Annotated in this window: 22 protein-coding genes; 17 read left to right on the top strand and 5 right to left on the bottom strand. The window is 65.3% G+C overall.

Going from position 1 to position 19,669, the window contains the following annotated elements; all coding sequences use genetic code 11:
- Positions 1-55 precede the first annotated feature (55 nt).
- Genes D6B98_RS22270 through D6B98_RS22260 form a run of 3 tightly spaced genes read left to right on the top strand, consistent with a single transcriptional unit; the run spans position 56 to position 2,734 of the window.
- Entirely contained in the window at positions 56-598 is a 543-nt protein-coding gene (locus D6B98_RS22270) for a MarR family winged helix-turn-helix transcriptional regulator (protein WP_205680515.1), read from the top strand.
- Positions 595-1,326: a response regulator gene (locus tag D6B98_RS22265; protein WP_126259063.1), complete on the top strand. Its 732-nt coding sequence runs from the start codon at positions 595-597 to the stop codon at positions 1,324-1,326. The genes D6B98_RS22270 and D6B98_RS22265 overlap by 4 nt, the downstream gene beginning before the upstream one ends.
- 19 nt (positions 1,327-1,345) lie before the next feature.
- Positions 1,346-2,734, top strand: a complete 1,389-nt coding sequence (locus D6B98_RS22260) for an ATP-binding protein (RefSeq protein WP_126259062.1) — start codon at positions 1,346-1,348, stop codon at positions 2,732-2,734.
- 35 nt (positions 2,735-2,769) lie between these two features.
- Here the strand turns inward: D6B98_RS22260 and D6B98_RS22255 are convergent, their stop codons facing one another.
- Together D6B98_RS22255 and D6B98_RS22250 are read right to left on the bottom strand one after the other, a co-directional pair.
- Entirely contained in the window at positions 2,770-3,300 is a 531-nt protein-coding gene (locus D6B98_RS22255; protein ID WP_126259061.1) for a DUF3617 domain-containing protein, read from the bottom strand.
- A 44-nt stretch (positions 3,301-3,344) separates the two neighbouring features.
- A complete protein-coding gene (locus tag D6B98_RS22250; protein WP_028134381.1) occupies positions 3,345-3,644 on the bottom strand; it encodes a hypothetical protein in 300 nt (99 codons plus the stop codon).
- 184 nt (positions 3,645-3,828) lie between these two features.
- Here D6B98_RS22250 and D6B98_RS22245 point away from each other — a divergent pair, with 184 nt between their 5' ends.
- The 4 genes from D6B98_RS22245 (at position 3,829) to D6B98_RS22230 (ending at position 6,612) form a co-directional block, all read left to right on the top strand.
- Positions 3,829-4,290: a hypothetical protein gene (locus D6B98_RS22245; RefSeq protein WP_126259060.1), complete on the top strand. Its 462-nt coding sequence runs from the start codon at positions 3,829-3,831 to the stop codon at positions 4,288-4,290.
- Between the two features lie 121 nt (positions 4,291-4,411).
- Entirely contained in the window at positions 4,412-5,116 is a 705-nt protein-coding gene (locus D6B98_RS22240) for a ribonuclease T2 family protein (protein WP_126259059.1), read from the top strand.
- Between the two features lie 155 nt (positions 5,117-5,271).
- Positions 5,272-6,132: a 23S rRNA (adenine(2030)-N(6))-methyltransferase RlmJ gene (locus D6B98_RS22235; protein WP_126259058.1), complete on the top strand. Its 861-nt coding sequence runs from the start codon at positions 5,272-5,274 to the stop codon at positions 6,130-6,132.
- A 264-nt stretch (positions 6,133-6,396) separates the two neighbouring features.
- On the top strand, positions 6,397-6,612 hold the full coding sequence (locus tag D6B98_RS22230; protein WP_008544396.1) for a cold-shock protein: 216 nt from the start codon (positions 6,397-6,399) through the stop codon (positions 6,610-6,612).
- A 168-nt stretch (positions 6,613-6,780) separates the two neighbouring features.
- Here D6B98_RS22230 and D6B98_RS22225 read toward each other — a convergent pair whose 3' ends face one another.
- Entirely contained in the window at positions 6,781-7,404 is a 624-nt protein-coding gene (locus D6B98_RS22225; protein ID WP_164718784.1) for an outer membrane protein, read from the bottom strand.
- A 249-nt stretch (positions 7,405-7,653) separates the two neighbouring features.
- On the opposite strand from D6B98_RS22225, the gene uvrC reads away from it, so the two are divergent.
- From uvrC to D6B98_RS22190, 7 genes are all read left to right on the top strand, one after another.
- Positions 7,654-9,714: an excinuclease ABC subunit UvrC gene (gene uvrC / locus D6B98_RS22220; protein ID WP_126259056.1), complete on the top strand. Its 2,061-nt coding sequence runs from the start codon at positions 7,654-7,656 to the stop codon at positions 9,712-9,714.
- Positions 9,715-9,809: 95 nt separating this feature from the next.
- Entirely contained in the window at positions 9,810-10,427 is a 618-nt protein-coding gene (gene pgsA, locus D6B98_RS22215; RefSeq protein WP_126259055.1) for a CDP-diacylglycerol--glycerol-3-phosphate 3-phosphatidyltransferase, read from the top strand.
- Positions 10,424-10,675, top strand: a complete 252-nt coding sequence (gene moaD, locus D6B98_RS22210; protein WP_007596861.1) for a molybdopterin converting factor subunit 1 — start codon at positions 10,424-10,426, stop codon at positions 10,673-10,675. Before pgsA ends, moaD begins: the two co-directional genes overlap by 4 nt.
- A 3-nt stretch (positions 10,676-10,678) precedes the next feature.
- The gene (locus D6B98_RS22205) at positions 10,679-11,161 is read left to right on the top strand and encodes a molybdenum cofactor biosynthesis protein MoaE (protein ID WP_126259054.1); all 483 of its coding nucleotides are present in this window, start codon (positions 10,679-10,681) and stop codon (positions 11,159-11,161) included.
- On the top strand, positions 11,161-12,120 hold the full coding sequence (gene prmB, locus D6B98_RS22200; RefSeq protein ID WP_126259053.1) for a 50S ribosomal protein L3 N(5)-glutamine methyltransferase: 960 nt from the start codon (positions 11,161-11,163) through the stop codon (positions 12,118-12,120). The genes D6B98_RS22205 and prmB overlap by 1 nt, the downstream gene beginning before the upstream one ends.
- Positions 12,121-12,211: 91 nt before the next feature.
- Positions 12,212-12,799: a phage holin family protein gene (locus D6B98_RS22195; protein WP_126259052.1), complete on the top strand. Its 588-nt coding sequence runs from the start codon at positions 12,212-12,214 to the stop codon at positions 12,797-12,799.
- Positions 12,799-13,929: a YihY/virulence factor BrkB family protein gene (locus D6B98_RS22190; protein ID WP_126259051.1), complete on the top strand. Its 1,131-nt coding sequence runs from the start codon at positions 12,799-12,801 to the stop codon at positions 13,927-13,929. Before D6B98_RS22195 ends, D6B98_RS22190 begins: the two co-directional genes overlap by 1 nt.
- A gap of 50 nt (positions 13,930-13,979) precedes the next feature.
- On the opposite strand, the gene D6B98_RS22185 is transcribed toward D6B98_RS22190, so the two are convergent.
- Complete coding sequence (locus D6B98_RS22185; RefSeq protein WP_126259050.1) at positions 13,980-14,819, bottom strand: class I SAM-dependent methyltransferase; 840 nt, start codon at positions 14,817-14,819, stop codon at positions 13,980-13,982.
- A gap of 119 nt (positions 14,820-14,938) precedes the next feature.
- On the opposite strand from D6B98_RS22185, the gene D6B98_RS22180 reads away from it, so the two are divergent.
- From D6B98_RS22180 to D6B98_RS22170, 3 genes are all read left to right on the top strand, one after another.
- Complete coding sequence (locus D6B98_RS22180) at positions 14,939-16,495, top strand: winged helix-turn-helix domain-containing protein (RefSeq protein WP_164718783.1); 1,557 nt, start codon at positions 14,939-14,941, stop codon at positions 16,493-16,495.
- A 141-nt stretch (positions 16,496-16,636) separates the two neighbouring features.
- Positions 16,637-18,142 carry an EAL domain-containing protein gene (locus D6B98_RS22175; RefSeq protein WP_126259049.1) on the top strand — a complete coding sequence of 502 codons (1,506 nt, stop codon included), beginning with the start codon at positions 16,637-16,639 and terminating at the stop codon, positions 18,140-18,142.
- Positions 18,143-18,157: 15 nt separating this feature from the next.
- Positions 18,158-19,012: a TIGR01459 family HAD-type hydrolase gene (locus D6B98_RS22170; RefSeq protein WP_126259048.1), complete on the top strand. Its 855-nt coding sequence runs from the start codon at positions 18,158-18,160 to the stop codon at positions 19,010-19,012.
- Between the two features lie 179 nt (positions 19,013-19,191).
- Here the strand turns inward: D6B98_RS22170 and D6B98_RS22165 are convergent, their stop codons facing one another.
- Positions 19,192-19,587: a response regulator gene (locus tag D6B98_RS22165; protein ID WP_008567674.1), complete on the bottom strand. Its 396-nt coding sequence runs from the start codon at positions 19,585-19,587 to the stop codon at positions 19,192-19,194.
- Between the last annotated feature and the right edge of the window lie 82 nt (positions 19,588-19,669).

The following is a 19,669-nucleotide window of genomic DNA, read 5'->3' as shown; positions in this document are numbered from 1 at the left end:
CTAAAATTTCGTGCGGATCGATCGTTTTGTAACATTGAACCCAAGATACGTCAATATGCCTGACATAAATTTCGCGAATCCTTCTGAAAGCGCCGCCGAGCCTCGGCCGGCCGCAGGCGATGGAAGCAATTTGCGCTGGGATATCATCGAGCTGCTGTTCTTCGCCTATCGCGATTTCGTCGGCGATCCCGACCAGGAGCTGGAGGCTTTCGGCTTCGGCCGAGCCCATCACCGGGTCATGCACTTCGTCTACCGTTATCCCGGCCTCAAGGTCGCCGATCTGCTCGACGTCCTGCGCATCACCAAACAATCGCTCGGCCGCGTGCTCAAGCAGCTTCTGGACGAGGGCTATATCGTGCAGAAGACCGGTGACAACGACCGCCGCCAGCGCCTGCTCTACGCGACGCCGAAGGGCGAGGCGCTGGTGCAGAAGCTCGCCGGGCTGCAGACCACGCGGATCACCAAGGCACTCGCCGAGATCGGTCCGCAGGACGCCGAGACGGTCAAGCGCTTCCTGCGCGCGATGATCGATCGGGACGATCCGGACAAGGTGCTCGAGACCATCTTCGCTTCCGTCAATCAAACCACCAAGGAGTGACCGTGCCGCTCGCTGCCACTCTCGCCCGCCCGCCGGCGCGCCCTGCCGACGACGCGCCGCATCTGCTGCTGGTCGACGACGACCGCCGCATCCGCGATCTGCTATCGCGCTTCCTTGCCAGCGAGGGCTACCGCGTCACCACCGCCGCAAGCGCCGGCGATGCACGATCGAAATTGCTGGGTCTGCATTTCGACCTCTTGATCCTCGACGTGATGATGCCCGGCGAGACCGGCTTCGATCTCGCCCGCTTCATCCGCACATCCTCCTCCGTGCCGATCGTGATGCTCACCGCACGCCATGAAGCCGAGGCCCGCATCGAGGGCCTGCAGATCGGCGCCGACGATTACGTGGCAAAACCGTTCGAGCCGCGCGAGCTGGCGCTGCGCATCAACAACATTCTCAAGCGCGCCGCCCCGCCGCCGCAGGCCACGACGATCGAGAAGATCGCCTTCGGTCCCTACATCTACCACCTCGAGCGCGGCGAGCTGCGCCAGGGCGAGGAGGTCATCCACCTCACCGACCGCGAGCGCGAGATGCTGCGCATTCTCTCGGAGACGCCGGGCGAGACCGTGCCGCGCAGCGCGCTGACCGGCAATGGCAGCGTCAACGAGCGCGCCGTCGACGTGCAGATCAACCGCCTCCGGCGCAAGATCGAGACCGATCCCGCCAATCCGCTGTTCCTCCAGGCGGTGCGCGGCATCGGCTACCGGCTGGTGGCCTCGCCATAAATCAAGTGAAGCGCGCCAGATGAGCACGATCGATACCGGCCTGACGCTTCTGAAGAGCGCCGCCGGCCGCGTCTCCGCGGCCAATGGCTGGATGGGCCACGCGTTCAAGGGCTGGATGCCGACCGGCCTCTACGCCCGCGCGCTCCTCATCATGATCGTGCCGATGGTGGTGCTGCAATCGGTGGTCGCCTTCGTGTTCATGGAGCGGCACTGGAACACGGTGACGCGCCGCCTGTCGGCCGCGGTGGTGCAGGATATCGCCGCACTGATCGACGTCTACAAGGGCTATCCGCAGGACAAGGACCGTGACCAGATCCGCCGCATCGCGCAGCAGCGCCTCGGCCTCGTCGTCGATTTCCTGCCCGCCGGCGACATGCCGCCGCCGGGACCGAAGCCGTTCTTCTCGCTGCTCGACCAGACCCTGTCGGTGCAGCTCGGCCGCCAGATCGGGCGCTCGTTCTGGATCGACACGGTCGGCCGCTCCAACCTAGTCGAGATCCGCATCCAGCTCGACGATGCCGTGATGCGCGTGTTCGCGCAGCGCAGCGCCGCCTATGCCTCGAACTCGGAGATCTTCCTGTTCTGGATGGTCGGCACCTCCTCGATCCTGCTCATCGTCGCGGTGCTGTTCCTGCGCAACCAGATCAGGCCGATCCTGCGCCTTGCCGACGCTGCGGAAAGCTTCGGCAAGGGCCGCGAGGCGCCGAACTTCAGACCGCGCGGCGCGCGCGAGGTGCGTCGCGCGGCGGTCGCCTTCCTCGAGATGAAATCGCGCATCGAGCGCACGATGGAGCAGCGCACCGCGATGCTCGCCGGCGTCAGCCACGACCTGCGCACCATCCTGACCCGCTTCAAGCTCGAGCTGGCGCTGATCGGCGACAGCCCCGAGCTCGAGGGGATGCGCAAGGACGTCGACGAGATGTCGATGATGCTGGAGGATTACCTCGCCTTTGCGCGCGGCGATTCCGGCGAGCAGTCGCAGCCGACCGACATGGCGCAGGCGCTCGAGGAGCTGCGCGGCGACGCCGAGCGCCACGGCCATACCGCGACCGTCGCCTTCCACGGCCTGCCCGTCGTGACGGTGAAGCCGGCCTCGTTCAAGCGCTGCCTCGCCAACCTCGTCACCAACGCGGCGCGCTACGGCAAGAGCATCGCCATCACCGGCCAGCGCGATCACCGTTATTTGACCGTCACGATCGACGACGACGGGCCCGGCATTCCGACGCATTTGCGCGAAGAAGTGTTCAAGCCGTTCCTGCGGCTGGACAACGCCCGCAACCAGGACGAGGGCGGCACCGGCCTTGGCCTCGCCATCGCCCGCGACATCGCCCGCTCCCACGGCGGCGACATCACGCTGGGCGACAGCCCGATGGGGGGATTGCGGGCGAGCGTGAGGATTCCGGTGTAGGCTGCGACTACCTTCTCCCGCGAGGGAAAGACCGCCTACTTCGGCAGCAGCGCCTTCAGCTTGTCCATGTCGCGCACGTTCATCTTGAAGCCGCCGGGCATCACGATGTCGCCGGGCTTCTGGTCCGGCTTGCAGGCCCCGAGCCATTTGGCTTGCAGCGTCATGGTCGTATCGCGCCCCGCGGTGCCGGCGACGCCGCCTTGCGCGTGCGAGGAGGTCTTCACCGTGTAGGCCGAGTTGAAATCGCCCGTGATCTCGGCATGCGACGTCGTGTTCACGCCGGCAACGCTGCACTCGGAATCGCTGACATAGCCGGTCGCGGTCTTCTTGATGTCCTGCTTGGTGCAGATCTGCTTGGCCATCGGGGAGACGTTGTTGTTCATCTCCTTGTCGACGATCTCGTTGGTGCAGTGCTGCATGGTCATCTCGGGCATGGGTGAGCCTGATGTGACCAGCTTCATTTCCCAAAGACCCGCCTTGCGCACCGGCAGATCATCGGCACTGGCGCTGCCCGCCGACACCACGAGGCAAAGCGTCGAGCCGAGCAAAGCAAGTTTGCGCGTCATGCGAGAAGCTCCCGGCTGAGAGAGTGCGGCGCTACAATAGCGCCTTAGTAGAGCGTGCGGATCGGCTGCTCGGCGGCGCCATAGGGCACCCAACGGCAGGAGAATGAGATATAACCGCCTTCATAGGCCTGCACGCCGAGGAATTTGACCACTTTGCCGTAACGCGCGCAGTGATCGACCGCGACCTGACGTGCATCGACCTGGGTGGCCATCGAATAGGCGATGATGCCGCCGGTGTCATTGCCCTTGAACGGCGGCACATAGTCGGCACGCGCCGACTGGCTCGCCGTCATACCCGAGGCAACCAGGCTGGCGAGAAGACCCGCGGCCGCAATGATTCGCATTCCCGTCACTCCAATTGGCTGGCCGCCAGTCTACGGTGCCGGGATGGAAGTGGAAAGAACCGAAGCCGTGCCGACCGCATCGTTGGGGTCAAGTCCTGGCGAAGTGTTGCCGCGCTGCACTTGACCTCCCCTGCCCTTCGCGGCACCGTCCCCCTTCGCAAGACCTTAGCTGTCCGGATTGACCATGCGCGCCCCCTCCCTGAAATCGCTCCGCTTTGCCGCCATGCTCGGCCTCCTGTTCGGAGCGGTGTCGCTCGGCGAGGCCAGGGCCGCCAACCCGCTGGAGATGAATTTCTGGCTGAGCGGACCGCGCTATGACGGCGCCGTCGCCAGTTGCGATAGGGCGCTGCCGACAATCGCGACCCAGTTCTGGGAGAAGGAAAGCACGTTCTGGAATTCCTCGTTGAAGATCACCGGCTTTGCCGCCGTTCACGAGACCGCGTTCCGACCCTGGCAGTCCGACAACATTCCGCGCCGCTATTGCACCGCTGACGCCATGCTCACCGACGGCAAGGTGCGCAAAGTGCACTTCTCGCTCATCGAGGATGGCGGGTTCTCCGGCTACGGCAATGGCGTCGAATGGTGCGTGGTCGGGCTCGACCGCAACTGGGCCTACAATCCGGCCTGCCGCGCCGCCAGGCCTTAAGTCCGAGTCGCCCTGCTTGGGGGCCCGTCAGCGGCCAAACGGCGACCGCCGGAATTTTGTTCTTGAAATGTTCTTATCGCCTGCTAGGCTTTCTTTCACAGTCTAGTTGAGGGGCGTTGCCATGTTTCATTCCAGATTGCATTCCTTCTCTCGCCTGGTGATCTCGCTGACCCTTTCCCTGATCCTTGCGGCTAGCCTGGCCTCGTTCGCCGGTGACGCCAGGGCCCAGGACAAGCGGCAGAACGCCCCTGGCGAGTTCGATTTCTATGTGCTGTCGCTGTCATGGTCGCCCTCGTTCTGCGAGGAGGCGGCCGAGCGTGGCGGCCGCTCCCAGCTCCAGTGCAGCGGACGGCCCTACGCCTTCGTGGTGCATGGGCTGTGGCCGCAATACGAGAACGGCTTCCCGGAATATTGCCAGCGGCCCGCGCCACGGCTGAACCGCAGCATCGTCTCCTCGATGCTCGATCTGATGCCGGCGCCGGGGCTGATCTTCAACGAATGGGACAAGCACGGCACCTGCTCGGGCCTCGCCGATCGCAGCTATTTCGAGACGATCCGCAAAGCGCGCGCCGCGATCAAGATTCCGGCCGAATATCTCGATTTGTCGCAGTCCAGGACCGTGGCGCCGGCGGAGGTCGAGGAGGCCTTCATCAAGGCCAATCCGGGGCTGAGCAATGCCGCCGTCTCGGTCACCTGCAACCGCACCCGGCTCTCCGAGGTCCGCATCTGCCTCAGCAAGGACCTGCAATTCCGCGCCTGCGAGGAAACCGATCGCCGCGCCTGCCGGCGCGATCAGGTGACGATGCCGCCGATCAGGGGTGGGTAGGATCGGTTCGCCGTCATTCCGGGGCGCGCGGAGCGCGAACCCGGAATCCATCTCTCGGCGTTACCGGTAGCAAAATGGATTCCGGGTTCGGTGCTGGCGCACCGCCCCGGAATGACGGCCGTTACTTTCGGCGCGCGATGTCGTAACTCTCCGCCATGAACTACCGCCACGCCTTCCACGCCGGCAACTTCGCCGATGTCATCAAGCACATCGTGCTGGCCCGCATCATCACCTATCTGCAGGACAAGCCGGGGCCGTTCCGCGTCATCGATACCCACGCCGGAGCCGGCCTCTACGATCTCGACAGCGACGAGGCGCGCCGGAGCGGCGAATGGCTGACCGGCATCGCGCGGCTGATGCAGGCCCGCCTCTCGAACGAGAGCGCGGCGCTGACCAAGCCCTATCTCGACATCGTCCGCGCCTTCAACCCGAAGGGGGAGCTCAAGGCCTATCCGGGCTCGCCGCTGATCGCGCGCGGCCTGCTCCGGCCGCAGGACCGGCTCGTCGCCTGCGAGCTCGAGCCGAAGGCGCGGAAAGCGCTGATCGGCGTGCTGCGCCGCGACGAACAGGCCCGCGTGGTCGACCTCGACGGCTGGGTGGCGCTGCCGGCCTTCGTGCCGCCAAAGGAGCGGCGCGGCCTCGTGCTGATCGATCCGCCGTTCGAGGCCAAGGACGAGTTCGAGCGGCTGGGCGAAGCCTTCGCCACCGCCTTCGCGAAATGGCCGACCGGTATCTATGTCATCTGGTATCCGGCCAAGAACCGGCGCGCCACCGACACGCTGGCGCAAACGGTCGCGCGGCTCGCAGCTGCAGCAAAACCACCGGGAAAATGCCTGCGCCTCGAATTCAGCGTCGCGCCCCAGCTCGATGGCGGGGCGCTGGCCTCCGCCGGGCTGCTGATCGTCAATCCGCCCTACACGCTGCAGGGCGAGCTGAAGACCATCCTGCCCGAGCTGGAAATGCCGCTCGGCCAGGGCGGCGCTGCCAGATTCCGATTGGAGGTACCCAAGTCTTAAAGCAAGCCGTAACACTCCGGCATTCTTGGGAAAAATATGCAGGAGCGGTAGTCAATCCGCAGAGAACCGTATTATGCTGTTTCTGTGACTGGCTTTACGTTCCGCTTCCGCGAATGGTTGCGGCGGAGTGAAGGCCTAAGAAAGATCCGGCCGGACCGTTAGGTCCGCCCAAGGATGGCCAGCTCTCCCGGGCTTCGTAATGCCCGGTCATGTCGCGACGTGAGTCTGCGTCGCGACGGAGGAGCAATGAGGGGGAGTTTCCCGATGGCCATGACGGGAACAGTCAAGTTTTTCAACGGTGAACGCGGCTACGGTTTCATCAAGCCTGACGACGGCGGCCGCGACGTCTTCGTGCACATTACTGCTGTGGAGCGGGCCGGACTGAAGGACCTTGCGGAAGGACAGCGCATTACTTTCGAAGTCGAACCGGACAAGAAGGGGAAGGGACCGAAGGCGGTCAACCTGGTCATCCTCTCCTAGCGGGCCTGACGCAAGACACGCGGCGCAATATTGCGCCGCAAGACTCGGCGCCAGTACTTGGCGAAGTACTTGGCGATAGGAGTCCTTGGCAAAGAAATACTTAGCGCGAAAAAAATCCCGGCCGCGAGCGGCCGGGAAGGTGTTGTCCGGTATTTTCTTCTTCAGCTGTCAGAAGCGATAGTTCACGCCGGCGCGAACAACGCTGGCGCTGTAGCCGTTTGACACCCCCGTGATTGCGAACTGACTCGTCGACAGATCGATGTAGAGATATTCGAGCTTGGCGCTCCAGTTCGGAGCGAGGCCGACTTCCGCGCCGCCGCCAATGGTCCAGCCGGCGGTGGTATGCGATTCCGCCCAGCCGAAGGTCTGTCCACGCAGCTCGCCGAACGCAAGGCCCGCGGTGCCGTAGAACAGCACGTTGTTGAAGGCATAGCCGGCGCGGCCGCGCAGGGTGCCGAACCACGGATTGGAGAACTTCCACGGTGCGAAAGTATCGTCGGCACCGCTGACCTGGATATCGCCCTCGACGCCGAACACCCAAGGGCCGTTCTGGAAATTGTAGCCGGCCTGCACGCCGCCGACGAAGCCCGACGGCTTCGAGGGATTGTTGTCGACCGAGCCCCATTCGTAGCCGATGTTGCCGCCGAGATAGGGACCCGCCCAGCTATAGGCATTGAGCGGCTGGTTGACGGTATAGGGGGCGCGCTGCCCGTAATTGAGATCGGCGGCCTCTGCCGAAGCTGTCCAGCCGGCTGCAACCAACGCGGCCGCGCCCACAACGAGCCTCTTCATCACACACTCCAACGCAACTGCCGTCGCCACTGCGGCGCCTGCGCCGCCGCGCGAGGCACAACCGCATGGTTACGGAACCACCACTTTTTCGCGTAAGATTTATCGAGAGTTTTAGCTTAAAGGGCTGTTAAGCCGGGTTACCGCGCTGTTAACAGACTTAAGGAAGCGTTACCGGAACTGTGCCGCCGTCCTGTGCGTGCCGCACGGCCGGAACTTCAAATCGGCACCCCGAGCGCCTAAATTCGCCCCATGGTTCACGATTCCACCGACAATCCGGACGAACGCGCGCGCAAATTGCCGCGGGCCGCCGCGAGCGACGTGCCCCCCGAGACGTTGATAGCGCCGGACGTCGATCCCGCCGCCCCGGGCGGCGAGGACGAGGATGATTCGCGGCTGCCCGATATCCTGGAGGAGAGCGGCGCGGTCGGCGAGGAGCCGCTGGCGACCGGCCACGAGGCGATCGAGCGCGCCGTCCGCCTCGCCCCGACCTCGCCCGGCGTCTATCGCATGCTCAACGCGAATGCCGACGTGCTCTATGTCGGCAAGGCCAAGAACGTCAAAAAGCGCCTGTCGAACTATGCGCGCCAGAGCGCGCCGCAGCCGGCGCGCATCCTGCGCATGATCGCCGCCACCGTGACGGTGGAGATCGTCTCGACCAACACCGAGACCGAAGCGCTGCTGCTGGAAGCCAACCTCATCAAGCAGCTGCGGCCGCGTTTCAACGTGCAACTGCGCGACGACAAGTCGTTTCCCTACATTCTGATCACCGGCGACCATTGGGCGCCGCAGATCCTGAAACATCGCGGCGCGCAGAGCCGGCCCGGGCGCTATTTCGGCCCGTTCGCCTCGGCCGGCGCGGTCAACCGCACCATCACGGCGCTGCAGCGCGCGTTCCTGATCCGCTCCTGCACCGATTCCTTCTTCGAGAGCCGGACCCGGCCCTGCCTGCTCTACCAGATCCGCCGCTGCGCCGGCCCCTGCACCCGCGAGATCGACTTCGGCGGCTATACGACGCTGGTGCGCGAGGCGAGCGACTTCCTGTCCGGCAAGAGCCACGCGGTGAAGCAGGAGCTCGCCGGCGAGATGGAGAAGGCGGCGGGTGAGCTCGAGTTCGAGCGCGCGGCGCTCTACCGCGACCGCCTCGCCGCGCTCTCGGCGATCCAGTCGCAGCAGGGCATCAATCCGCGCACGGTCGAGGAAGCCGACGTGTTCGCCATCCACCAGGAGGGCGGGTTCTCCTGCGTCGAGGTGTTCTTCTTCCGCACCGGCCAGAACTGGGGCAACCGCGCCTATTTCCCGCGCGCGGAGAAGTCATTCACCCCGGAAGAGGTGCTCGGCTCCTTCCTCGCGCAGTTCTACGACGACAAGCCGCCGCCCAGAAACATCCTGCTCTCGCACGAGATCGAGGAGAGCGAGCTGCTCGCCAATGCGCTGGCGATCAAGGCCGGCCATAAGGTCGAGGTCACCGCTCCCAAGCGCGGCGAGAAGAAGGAGCTGGTCATCCACGCCCTGACCAATGCGCGCGAGGCGCTTGGCCGCAAGCTCGCCGACACCGCCACGCAAAGCCGGCTGCTGGAGGCCATGGCCGCGACGCTGAGCCTGCCGCATCCGCCCAAGCGCATCGAGGTCTACGACAACAGCCATATCCAGGGCACCAATGCGGTCGGCGCCATGATCGTCGCCGGCCCCGACGGCTTCGTGAAGAACCAATACCGCAAGTTCAACATCAAGTCGGAAGGGATCACGCCCGGCGACGACTTCGCCATGATGCGCGAGGTCCTCGAGCGGCGCTTCAAGCGCCTGATCAATCCGCCCGAGGACGCCGGCACCAAGGCCAAGGACGACGATTTTCCGCAATGGCCCGACCTTGTCATCATCGACGGCGGCCGCGGCCAGCTCAACGCCGTCCGCGAGATCTTCACCACTCTCGGCCTGAACCAGGTGTCGCTGATGTCGGTGGCCAAGGGGCCGGACCGGGATGCCGGGCGCGAGACTCTGTTCATGCCGGAGCGCGAGGCCATCAAGCTGGAGCCGCGCGACCCCGTGCTCTATTTCATCCAGCGCCTGCGCGACGAGGCCCACCGCTTCGTCATCGGCTCGCACCGCAAGCTGCGCAAGAAGGACATCCGCGAGGCCGGTTTGCAGGAGATTCCGGGCATCGGCCCGTCCCGCAAGCGTGCCTTGCTACATCATTTCGGGACCTTGAAGGAGATCGAACGCGCTTCGATCGCCGATCTCGGCAAGGTTCCAGGGGTGAGCGCCGAGAGCGCCCGCAGGATTTTCGACTATTTCCATCCCCAGCCGGGATGAACTAAAGGGGACGCGGTCATATGGTCGTCGCATCCCGCACCCATCTGGGAAGCGGAACGGTTGACCTTCAGGCCCGAGCGGTATTGGTAGGACGGATGAACATCGCCACGACACGAGGGACGACGAGGCGCGCGATGTCCCTCCCGAACATCCTGACCTATGGCCGGATCGCCGCGATTCCGGTCGTGGTCGGATGCATTTACGCGCAGTCCATCCTGGATCAGCCGCTGTGGCTGCGCTGGGTCGCGGTCGCCATTTTCATCGCGGCCGCGGTCACCGATTACCTCGACGGCTATTATGCGCGAATCTGGAATCAGCAATCGGCCTTCGGCCGGATGCTTGATCCGATCGCCGACAAGCTGCTGGTCGCCTCCTGCCTTTTGATGCTGGCCGCCGACGGCATCATCCATGGCTGGTCGCTGTGGGCCGCCATCGTGATCCTGTGCCGCGAGATCCTGGTCTCGGGCCTGCGCGAATATCTGGCCGCGCTCCGCGTCAGCGTGCCCGTGACCAAGCTTGCGAAGTGGAAGACCACGGTCCAGCTCGTCGCGATCGGCTTCCTGCTCGCGGGACCTGCCGGCGACGAGGTGGTGCCCGTGGTCTCGATGATCGGCCTCGCGCTGCTGTGGGCCTCGGCGATCGTGACCATCTACACCGGCTACGATTACTTCCGCGCCGGCATCCATCACCTCATCAAGGAGGACGAGGGATGAAGGTGAAGTATTTTGCCTGGGTGCGTGAGCGCGTCGGCAAGGCGGAGGAGACCATCGAGCCGCCGGCGACCGTGCGCACCGTCGAGGAGCTGATCGCCTGGCTGTCCGGCCAAAGCGAGGCCTATGCCTACGCATTCGAGAAGCCGAAGGTGATCCGCGCCGCCATCGACCACGCCCACGTCAAATCGGACGCCGCGATCGCCGGCGCCCGCGAGATCGCGTTCTTCCCGCCGATGACCGGCGGCTAGGCCATGACTACCCCTGTCGCCACCTGCCCCGTCACCATCCGGATTCAGGAAGACGATTTCGACATCGCCCGCGAGATCGCGGTCCTGACCCAGAGCCGGACCGATATCGGTGCGGTCGTGAGCTTCTCCGGCATCTGCCGCGCCGACGACGACAGCGCGAAGGTCGCGGCGCTGACGCTCGAGCATTATCCCGGCATGGCCGAGGAAGAGATCAGGCGTCATGCCGACGAGGCCGTTTCGCGCTGGCCGCTCAACGGCGTCACGGTGATCCACCGTGTCGGCCGCTTCATGCCGGGCCAGAACATCGTGCTGGTGCTGACCGCCTCGCAGCATCGCCAGGCCGCGTTCCAGGCGGCCGAGTTCCTGATGGATTACCTCAAGACCAACGCGCCGTTCTGGAAGAAGGAAGAGAGCGCCACCGGCACCGGCTGGGTCGAAGCCCAGGCCCGTGACGACGAAGCCGCCGCACGCTGGACCAAATCCTGATGGCAAGAGCAACCAAGAAGACTGCGCGCAGCCGCGCCGCGCTAAAGCTCGCGAAAGTCGGACGCGGCGAGCTCCTCACGCTGCTCGATTTCGTCCGCTATGCGGTGAGCCGCTTCAATGAAGCCAAGCTCGCTTTTGCCCACGGCACGACCGATCCGGTCGCCGAAGCCGCCTTTCTGGTCTGCGAGGCGCTGCATCTGCATCCCGAACAGGTCGAGAGCTTCGCCAACGCGCGCGTCACGGCCGCGGAAGGCAAGACCGTCCTCGATCTGATCCACCAACGCGTGACCACGCGCAAACCGGCCGCCTATCTCGTCAACAAGATCTACATGCGCGGCCTGCCCTTCTATGTCGACGAGCGCGTCATTGTTCCGCGCTCCTTCATCGGCGAGCTCCTGGATTCGCATTTCGGCGGCGACGGCGAGGCCGGCTCGCTGATCGACGATCCCACCGCCGTCGGGCGCGTGCTCGATCTCTGCACGGGGTCGGGGTGCCTCGCCATCCTCGCCGCGCATCATTTCCCGAATGCCATTGTTGATGCCGTCGACATCTCCAAGGGCGCGCTCGAAGTCGCCGCACGGAACGTCGGCGAGTTCGGGCTGGAGGACCGCATCAGCCTGTATCGCGGCGACCTGTTCACCCCGCTCGGCGACAACAGATACGATCTGATCATCACCAACCCGCCTTACGTCGATGCCGAAGGCATGGCCGCGCTGCCGCCGGAATGCCGGGCCGAGCCCAAGCTCGCCTTCGATGGCGGCGCCGATGGCCTCGATGTGGTGCGCCGCATCCTGCGCGAGGCGCCAGATCACCTGACGCCGGCCGGCGGGCTGATCTGCGAGATCGGCCGCGGCCGGGACTTGGTCGACGAGGCCTTTCCGGACCTGCCGCTGCTCTGGCTCGACACCGAGGAGTCCGAAGGCGAGGTATTCTGGATCGCGGCCGCCGATCTCGCCTGATTCATCAGACGGACCGAGCTCCGTCGGAACAAGTCAAATTCGGCCACGTTCATCCTCCGAACGAATTTTCTCGCTCCCGGAGGATCTCCAGATGCTCGCGCCATCGGGCGAATTGCTGCGCGCCGGCATGGCGCTGAAGCTCAATCACGTCAAACGCGCCGCGCAATCCTATCTGCGCGACCAGACCAGCCAGGCCACCGGCAAGGTAACGTCTTACGCCGTGGCCGGCGGGCTGTTCGCGGCCGCGGGGCTGTTCGTCGTGGCGACATTTTTCGTCGGCCTGATCGCCCTGTACCGCTGGGTCGCCATCAGCTACGGGCAGTTCTGGGGCTTCGGTGTCGTCGCGGGCGTGCTGCTGGTGCTGGCGGCGGTCTGCGCCGGGGTGGCGATGGCGCAGATGAGGCGCAAAGCCAAGCCGATCGTGCCGCTTGCCAGCCGGTTGCGCGTTGCCATTGCGACCCCGCGGATTCCCCGCGGAACGGTCAAGGAGGCCGTCAAGGAGGTCGCGACCACGATTCCCCTTGCGCCGCTGGCGCCGGGCGAGCGCCGCCAAGGCGCAAGAGCCTGGCCGGTTCGCACCAACCGATCCGTGCAGCTTGGCCTGATGCTCGCGGCGATTGGACTGGCAGGGTATACGGCGGCGCGCCGCAGGCGCCACGGTCATCGATTGGACGCTTGATGTTGGTGCGGCGCTCCGAACAGATCGACTCCTGGCTGCTGGTGGCGGCGACAGCCGTGTTCGTACTGACGGCGGAGCGCTACTTTCAGGACTCTGGCCTGGCCGGGTCGGGGCCTCCGCAAGACCACCGCAAAGGCGAGGCGAATTCACCGGAAACACACCCGGCGCGCGCGGCCGTGCAGCCCGGCCGCGGCCGCCATGCCAAGAGCCCGTTCTCAATCCCGTGGGCCGGCTGGAAGGATATCTTCTGGCGGACCTATCAGCGCATCGACGAGGACCGCCTGCTCGCGACCGCGGGCGGTGTCGTGTTCTTCGGGCTGCTCGCGATCTTTCCGGCGGTCACGGCGCTGGTTTCCTCTTACGGCCTGTTCGCTGATCCCGCGACGATCAGCGCCAATCTGCAGACGCTGGCGACCATGCTGCCCGAGGGCTCGTTCCAGATCGTCGAGGACCAGGTGGCGCGCGTGGTCTCGAACGGCAATACCACGCTGGGTGCCGCCTTCCTGTTCGGCCTCCTGCTGGCGATCTGGAGCGCCAATGCCGGGGTCAAGGCGATCTTCGATGCCCTCAACGTGGCCTATGAGGAGCGTGAGAAGCGCAGCTTCATCAAGCTCAACATGGTGTCGCTCGCCTTCACAATCGGCGGCATCGTGGCCCTATTGGTGATGGTAGGGGTTGTCGTCGCCTTCCCGCTGGCACTCAATCACATCGGCATGTCGCCCGAAGGCAAGCTGATCGTGGCGCTGGCACGATGGCCGCTCATGTTCCTCATCCTGCTGGTGGCGCTCGCGATCCTCTACCGCTTCGCGCCCAGTCGCGATGCACCGCGCTGGCAATGGCTGAGCCTCGGCGCTGTGACGGCCGCCCTCCTCTGGATCGCCGGTTCGGCGCTGCTGTCCTGGTATCTCTCTGAGTTCGCCAACTACAACGCGACCTATGGTTCTCTTGGCGCCGCGATCGGCCTGATGACGTGGATGTGGATGTCGGCGATCGTCATCATGTTCGGCGCCGAGCTGAATTCGGAGATCGAGCGGCAGACGCTGAAGGACACGACCGAGGGGCAGCCCAAGCCGCTCGGCACCCGCGATGCGGTCTCGGCCGACACCGTCGGCGCCGCCGCGCCATTTTAGCCCATGACGACGATCGGGCCGGAGCTCATCCGGCCCGATCGAACGGCATCTCAGCGCTTGGTAATCACGGCTTCCAGATATTCGCTGTGCACGACGATGGTGCCGTCATCGGCATGGTTGAACTCGCCGAGCAGCGCCAGGAGATCGCGTCGCAGCGCGGCCTGCCCGCTCTCGTCGAGCGCGGCAAACGCCTTCAGCGTCGGCCCGTAGAAGGTCTTGAAGACATCGAGCCAGTGCTCGGGCGAGCGATAGCGGAACACGAACATGCGCGGCTCAGCCGTTATATCCGAGGCCTGGCTTGCGAACATCTCCTCGAGCCGCGCCGGCGTGCCCCACAGCGCCGGCGACTTCACGCCGGCTGGCGGCGGCAGATGCTTGCCGATGGTCTTGAACAGCTGGCCGATGAAACCCTGCGGGGTCCAGTTGGCGAGCCCGATCTTGCCGCCGGATTTGCAGACGCGTGCAAGCTCGGAGGCCGCCTTTTCCTGGTCCGGTGTGAACATCACGCCGAAGGTCGAGAGCACGACGTCGTAACTCGCGTCCGCAAACGGCAGCGCTTCGGCGTCAGCCTCGCGAAATTCGACCGTCAGATGGTCCGCCGCCGCACGTTCCTGGCCGCGCTTGAGCAGCGCCGGCACATAGTCGGTGGATGTGACGTCACACCAGCGCCGCGCCGCGGCCAGCGTCGCGTTGCCGTTGCCGGCGGCGACGTCCAGCACCTTGCTGCCGGCGCGCAAGTCCAAGGCTTCACAGAGTTGCTCGCCGACGATCTGCAGTGTGGTGCCGACGACGGCATAGTCGCCCGAAGACCAGGCGCCATGCTGGCGCTGCTTGATGGCGGCAAGATCGGGCTGGGTGGGAACCTGGTTGAGCGCGGCGGATGTCGACATGGCAATTCTCCGGGGTTGAAAACGCCGGGACGATAGGGCGCATGCGGCGCGCTGGCCTTGAGAGCGGCATTATTTTACGCTGAGAGGACCTTGATTTCCGAGCCCGAACCGAGGTTGGCGTGGCGTTTCATTTCGAGAATTTCGTGCTCGATGCCGGGCGGCGCGAATTGCGTCGCGCGAAGACGCTGATAGCGCTCGAGCCCCAGGTGTTCGATCTTCTGCTCTATCTCCTTCGCAACCGCGAACGCGTGGTGACGCGGGACGATCTGCTCGACGCGGTCTGGAACGGCCGCGTCGTCTCGGAATCGACTCTCACCAGCCGGATCAACGCCGCGCGGCGCGCCATCGACGACAATGGTGAGGAGCAGCGGCTGATCCGCACCATTGCGCGCAAGGGCGTCCGGTTTGTCGGTGAAGTCACCGAACTCTCCGAGGCGGCGACGCCGGCAGCGACGAGCCGGCCGGCAGCCGCTACAGGCTTGCCGCTGCCCGACCGGCCTGCCATCGCGGTCCTGCCATTCATCAATATGAGCGGCGAGGCCGAGCAGGACTATTTCTCCGACGGCATCAGCGAGGACATCATCACCGCGCTATCGAAGCTGCGCTGGTTCTTCGTGATCGCGCGTAACTCCTCATTCATCTACAAGGGCCGCGCGGTTCATCTGCGTGAGGTCGCCCAAGAACTCGGTGTTCGCTACGTCGTCGAAGGCAGCGTCCGCAAGGACGGTGACCGCGTCCGCATCAGCGCGCAGCTCAACGATGTCGCCACCGGCAGTCATCTCTGGGCCGAACGCTACGATCGCGAGCTTGCCGACGTCTTTGCCGTGCAGGACGAGATCACCGAAGCTATCGTCGCGGCGATCGAGCCGCAGCTCTATGCAGCGGAAAGCTTTCGCGCCCAACGCAAGCCGCCGGATAGCATGGATGCCTGGGATCTCGTGATGCGCGCGCTGTCGCATTACTGGCGTGTGACACGGCAGGATCACGTCGTCGCGCAGGCCCTGCTCGAAAAAGCCATCGCGCTCGACCCGAACTATGGCAAGGCGCTCGGGCTGCTCGGGACGAGCTACATGTTCACGGCTCATATGGGCTGGATGGACATGGACAGCGCAATCACCGGTGCCGAACGTGCCGCACGGGCCGCCATCCGTGCCGACAGCGAGGATGCCTGGGCGCACAACGCGCTCGGCCACGTCAATTTGTTTGCACGCCGGTTCCAGGATGCTCTGGCCGAATTCGAGACGGCACTGCGGCTCAATCCGAATTTCGCCCTGGCGCAGGGTTATTATGGTTTGGCGCTCGGCTATTGCGGCCGCTGGCGGGATGCCGACGAGGCCGCGCGGCGGGCGATCCGCCTCAGCCCGCGCGATCCCTATGCCCCCGTCTATTACGGTATAGCCGCCTATGCCCGCTTCCTCGGCGGCGATGACGCTGAGGCGATCCGCCTCGCTCAGGAGGCCCTGCGCCAGCGCAGCGATTTCGTCGGCGCGCATCGGGTACTGACGGCGGCGGCCGGCATGGCCGGGCAGAGGGATCTCGCCCACGCGGCGCTGAAGGAACTCCGCCGTGCCCAGCCGAACATCTCGCTCGCCTGGCTCGCCGAGTTCATGCCGGTCAAGCTTGCCAGCGACCGCGAACGCTACCTCGAAGGCTTTCGCCGGGCCGGATTGACTTGAGCCTCAGTGGGGCTGCTATCCCCTCGAATCAACAATGGTGTTAAGCTCATGCTGCTTTGGGGGCACGAGGCAGGACGGAATCGCATCGCGACCCGTGTTTTCCCGGGTGAGGCAGTCAGCTCTTGAGGCGTAACGCGCGGCATGATTCGCATTTCGACGATTTTCATCGCCATCTGCATGGTTCTGGTCGCAGCCTCGCTCGGGCTTGCGCTCTACGCCGTCGCCGGCATCAGCGGGACCGAGTCCGCGATCGTGGCGCTCACCGCGCTGACCTTCCTGATCCTCTACAACGCCGTGTCGATGCGGCTGCGTGACCGCAGCGACGTCGGCGGCCAGATCGCGGATCTGTCGCGCGGCACTGCCGACCTCGCCCGCCAGGTGGCCGAGTTCGGCCGCCGGCTGGCTGCGATCGAGGGACGCATCGCCTCGTCCAATTCCACCAACTCCGACCGCATCCAGTCGGTGGTCGGCGAGATCAACGAGCTCGGCGGACTGGTCAGGCAGCTCGCCACCACCGTGTCGGCCCACGAGGACATGCTGGCCGGCAGCGCAGCGGCTCCCGCCCCGGTCGCCACGGCCGAGCCGGAGGCGCCGATCGACCTGGTTGCGCCGTTCGAGGAGCGGCCAGCCGCCCCTCCCGCGCTTCCCGCAGCACCCTCGCCTCCACCTCCATCGGCGCAGCCGCGGCCGGCGCCGGCGGTCCAGGCCGCGACCTCCAACCCGATTCAGGCCGCCACCGGGCGCAACCAGACTCAATTGCTGGCGACGCTACGCAACGCCATCGACGAGAACCGCATCGACATCTTCCTCCAGCCGATGGTGACGTTGCCGCAGCGCAAGGTGCGGTTCTACGAGGCGGTGACGCGCCTGCGCGACGAACGCGACCAGCTGGTCGCAGCCGAGGAGTTCATCAGCATCGCGGAGGCTTCCGGGCTGATCGGGCGCATCGACAACATGGTGATGCTGCGCTGTGTGCAGGTGCTGCGGCGCCTGATGGTGCGCAACAAGGACGTCGGCGTGTTCTGCAACGTCGCGGCGTCCACGCTCGGCAATTCCACCACCTTCGCGCAATGCCTCGACTTCCTCGAAGCCAACCGGGCGCTGGCGCCCTCGCTGGTGCTGGAGTTCAAGCAATCGACGTTCCGCAATCTCGGCCCGGCCGAGACCGAGAATCTCGCGGCACTCGCCCAGCGCGGCTTCCGTTTCTCGATCGACCACGTCACGGATCTGCGCATCGAGCCGCGCGAGCTGGCCGATCGAGGGGTGCGCTTCATCAAGGTGCCGGCCGCGCTGCTGCTCGACCCCAGGCGGGCATCGACCTCGGACATCCATCCGTCCGACCTCTCCGACCTGCTCGGCCGTTTCGGCATCGACCTGATCGCCGAAAGGATCGAAGGCGAGCGCGCGGTCGTGGACCTGCTCGACTATGACGTGCGGTTCGGCCAGGGCTTCCTGTTTGCGCCGCCCCGGCCATTGCGGCCGGAAGGGGCATCTGCTACCGGCGGGGCCGCGCCGAACCAGGCGCAGGACACGCAAGGATCCAATGGCTCCGCTCCCCCCAGCCAAGGCGCGACATCTGGCGCGACGTCAGCCGCTGCTCCGGCACAACGCATCACCGGCAACGCGGCGCTGGCGCGCCGCATCTGATCGGCCGCGCGTATCATGACCACGCTGCATTTCGCCGAAGGCCTGCGCGAGCTCGTGGGCGGTGTGGAGGTCGTTCTCAGCGACATCTGGGGCGTCGTCCATAACGGCCTCGAATCATTCCCCGAAGCCTGCGAGGCGTTGCACACCTATCGCAGCCGCGGCGGTACGGTGATCCTGATCACCAACGCGCCGCGGCCGGCGGACTCCGTGCAGCGGCAATTGCGCAAGCTCGGCGTCGCCGACGAGACCTACGACGCCATCGTGTCTTCGGGCGACCTGACCCGGCTCTATGTCGCCGAGCATCCCGGCCGCAAGATGTTCTGGCTCGGGCCCGAGCGCGACAACTCGATCTATCGCGGCCTCGATGCGAAGGCCGCGCCGCTGGAGGAAGCCGACTACATCGTCTGCACCGGCCTCTATGACGACGAGACCGAGACGGCGGAGGACTATCGCGGCATGATGCTGAAGGCGCGCGAGCGCAAGCTGACGCTGGTCTGCGCCAACCCCGACATCGTGGTGGAGCGCGGCGACCGGCTGATCTACTGCGCCGGCGCCATCGCGGAGCTCTACCGCGAGCTCGGCGGCGAAGTGATCTTCTACGGCAAGCCGCACCGGCCGATCTACGAGCGCGCCATGGCGCTCGCCGGTGAACGCCAGGGCCACCAGATCGACCGGAAGAAGGTGCTGGCGATCGGCGATTCCGTCCGCACCGACCTGACCGGCGCGCGCGAATTCGGCATCGACTGCCTGTTCGTGACCCGCGGCATCCATGCCGAGGAGTTCGAGGGCCTTGACCAGCTCGACCCGGCATCGGTGATGGAATTGTTCGGCCACCCGCCGAAGGCGCTGATGCGCGAATTGAAGTGGTGACGGCGAAGTCCGCGCAGGTGGCGCGGGCTTAGACCAATGACTGTGCCCTCGGCGCCGCCATGGCCGGGCTTGACCCGGCCATCCACGACTTACTTTGCAGATCCAAGAACGTGGATGCCCGGGACAAGCCCGGGCATGACGATCTCGATAGACAGTTATTTTGCGGTCAGGTGCGCGCCTTACGCGCTTGCCATGTCCGGGAACACCGCCTCGATCTTGGTCTTCAGCGTCGCCGCGTTGAACGGCTTGACGATGTAATTGTTCACGCCGGCCTTCTTGGCCGCGATCACGTTCTCGGTCTTGGATTCCGCCGTGATCATGATGAAGGGCGTGGTGGCGAGGTTCGGATCCGCGCGCACTTCGCGCAGGAGGTCGTACCCCGTCATCGGCTCCATGTTCCAGTCGGAGATCACGAGCCCGTACTTCTTGCCGCGCATCTTGTTCAGCGCTGCCGAACCGTCGCTGGCATCATCGATGTTCTCGAAGCCAAGCTGCTTCAGCAGATTCCTGATGATACGGATCATGGTGCTGTAGTCATCCACCACCAGAACCGGCATCGACAAATCAACCGCCATCTCGACTCCCCCAACGCATACCCAGGAATATTACGATCGGACCTGCCGGGCCGGAGCCCGCCTGTTCCAGATGCAAGGACTA

Origin of the sequence: Bradyrhizobium sp. LVM 105 (assembly GCF_003957705.1) — a bacterium.
GTDB classification, from domain to species: domain Bacteria; phylum Pseudomonadota; class Alphaproteobacteria; order Rhizobiales; family Xanthobacteraceae; genus Bradyrhizobium; species Bradyrhizobium frederickii.
Note: the sequence above shows the minus strand (reverse complement) of the source record. Positions and strands in the feature narration are given on the sequence as shown.

What these genes read in the sequence shown, in the direction of transcription:
- D6B98_RS22240 (WP_126259059.1), top strand. Translation starts at nt 4,412, where the DNA reads ATGTTTCATTCCAGATTGCATTCCTTCTCTCGCCTGGTGATCTCGCTG.
- moaD (WP_007596861.1), top strand. Translation starts at nt 10,424, where the DNA reads ATGAAGGTGAAGTATTTTGCCTGGGTGCGTGAGCGCGTCGGCAAGGCG.
- D6B98_RS22230 (WP_008544396.1), top strand. Translation starts at nt 6,397, where the DNA reads ATGGCCATGACGGGAACAGTCAAGTTTTTCAACGGTGAACGCGGCTAC.
- D6B98_RS22170 (WP_126259048.1), top strand. Translation starts at nt 18,158, where the DNA reads ATGACCACGCTGCATTTCGCCGAAGGCCTGCGCGAGCTCGTGGGCGGT.
- D6B98_RS22165 (WP_008567674.1), bottom strand. Translation starts at nt 19,587, where the DNA reads ATGGCGGTTGATTTGTCGATGCCGGTTCTGGTGGTGGATGACTACAGC.
- D6B98_RS22225 (WP_164718784.1), bottom strand. Translation starts at nt 7,404, where the DNA reads ATGAAGAGGCTCGTTGTGGGCGCGGCCGCGTTGGTTGCAGCCGGCTGG.
- D6B98_RS22185 (WP_126259050.1), bottom strand. Translation starts at nt 14,819, where the DNA reads ATGTCGACATCCGCCGCGCTCAACCAGGTTCCCACCCAGCCCGATCTT.
- D6B98_RS22205 (WP_126259054.1), top strand. Translation starts at nt 10,679, where the DNA reads ATGACTACCCCTGTCGCCACCTGCCCCGTCACCATCCGGATTCAGGAA.
- D6B98_RS22270 (WP_205680515.1), top strand. Translation starts at nt 56, where the DNA reads ATGCCTGACATAAATTTCGCGAATCCTTCTGAAAGCGCCGCCGAGCCT.
- uvrC (WP_126259056.1), top strand. Translation starts at nt 7,654, where the DNA reads ATGGTTCACGATTCCACCGACAATCCGGACGAACGCGCGCGCAAATTG.
- D6B98_RS22175 (WP_126259049.1), top strand. Translation starts at nt 16,637, where the DNA reads ATGATTCGCATTTCGACGATTTTCATCGCCATCTGCATGGTTCTGGTC.
- D6B98_RS22245 (WP_126259060.1), top strand. Translation starts at nt 3,829, where the DNA reads ATGCGCGCCCCCTCCCTGAAATCGCTCCGCTTTGCCGCCATGCTCGGC.
- D6B98_RS22195 (WP_126259052.1), top strand. Translation starts at nt 12,212, where the DNA reads ATGCTCGCGCCATCGGGCGAATTGCTGCGCGCCGGCATGGCGCTGAAG.
- D6B98_RS22190 (WP_126259051.1), top strand. Translation starts at nt 12,799, where the DNA reads ATGTTGGTGCGGCGCTCCGAACAGATCGACTCCTGGCTGCTGGTGGCG.
- D6B98_RS22260 (WP_126259062.1), top strand. Translation starts at nt 1,346, where the DNA reads ATGAGCACGATCGATACCGGCCTGACGCTTCTGAAGAGCGCCGCCGGC.
- D6B98_RS22235 (WP_126259058.1), top strand. Translation starts at nt 5,272, where the DNA reads ATGAACTACCGCCACGCCTTCCACGCCGGCAACTTCGCCGATGTCATC.
- D6B98_RS22255 (WP_126259061.1), bottom strand. Translation starts at nt 3,300, where the DNA reads ATGACGCGCAAACTTGCTTTGCTCGGCTCGACGCTTTGCCTCGTGGTG.
- prmB (WP_126259053.1), top strand. Translation starts at nt 11,161, where the DNA reads ATGGCAAGAGCAACCAAGAAGACTGCGCGCAGCCGCGCCGCGCTAAAG.
- pgsA (WP_126259055.1), top strand. Translation starts at nt 9,810, where the DNA reads ATGAACATCGCCACGACACGAGGGACGACGAGGCGCGCGATGTCCCTC.
- D6B98_RS22250 (WP_028134381.1), bottom strand. Translation starts at nt 3,644, where the DNA reads ATGCGAATCATTGCGGCCGCGGGTCTTCTCGCCAGCCTGGTTGCCTCG.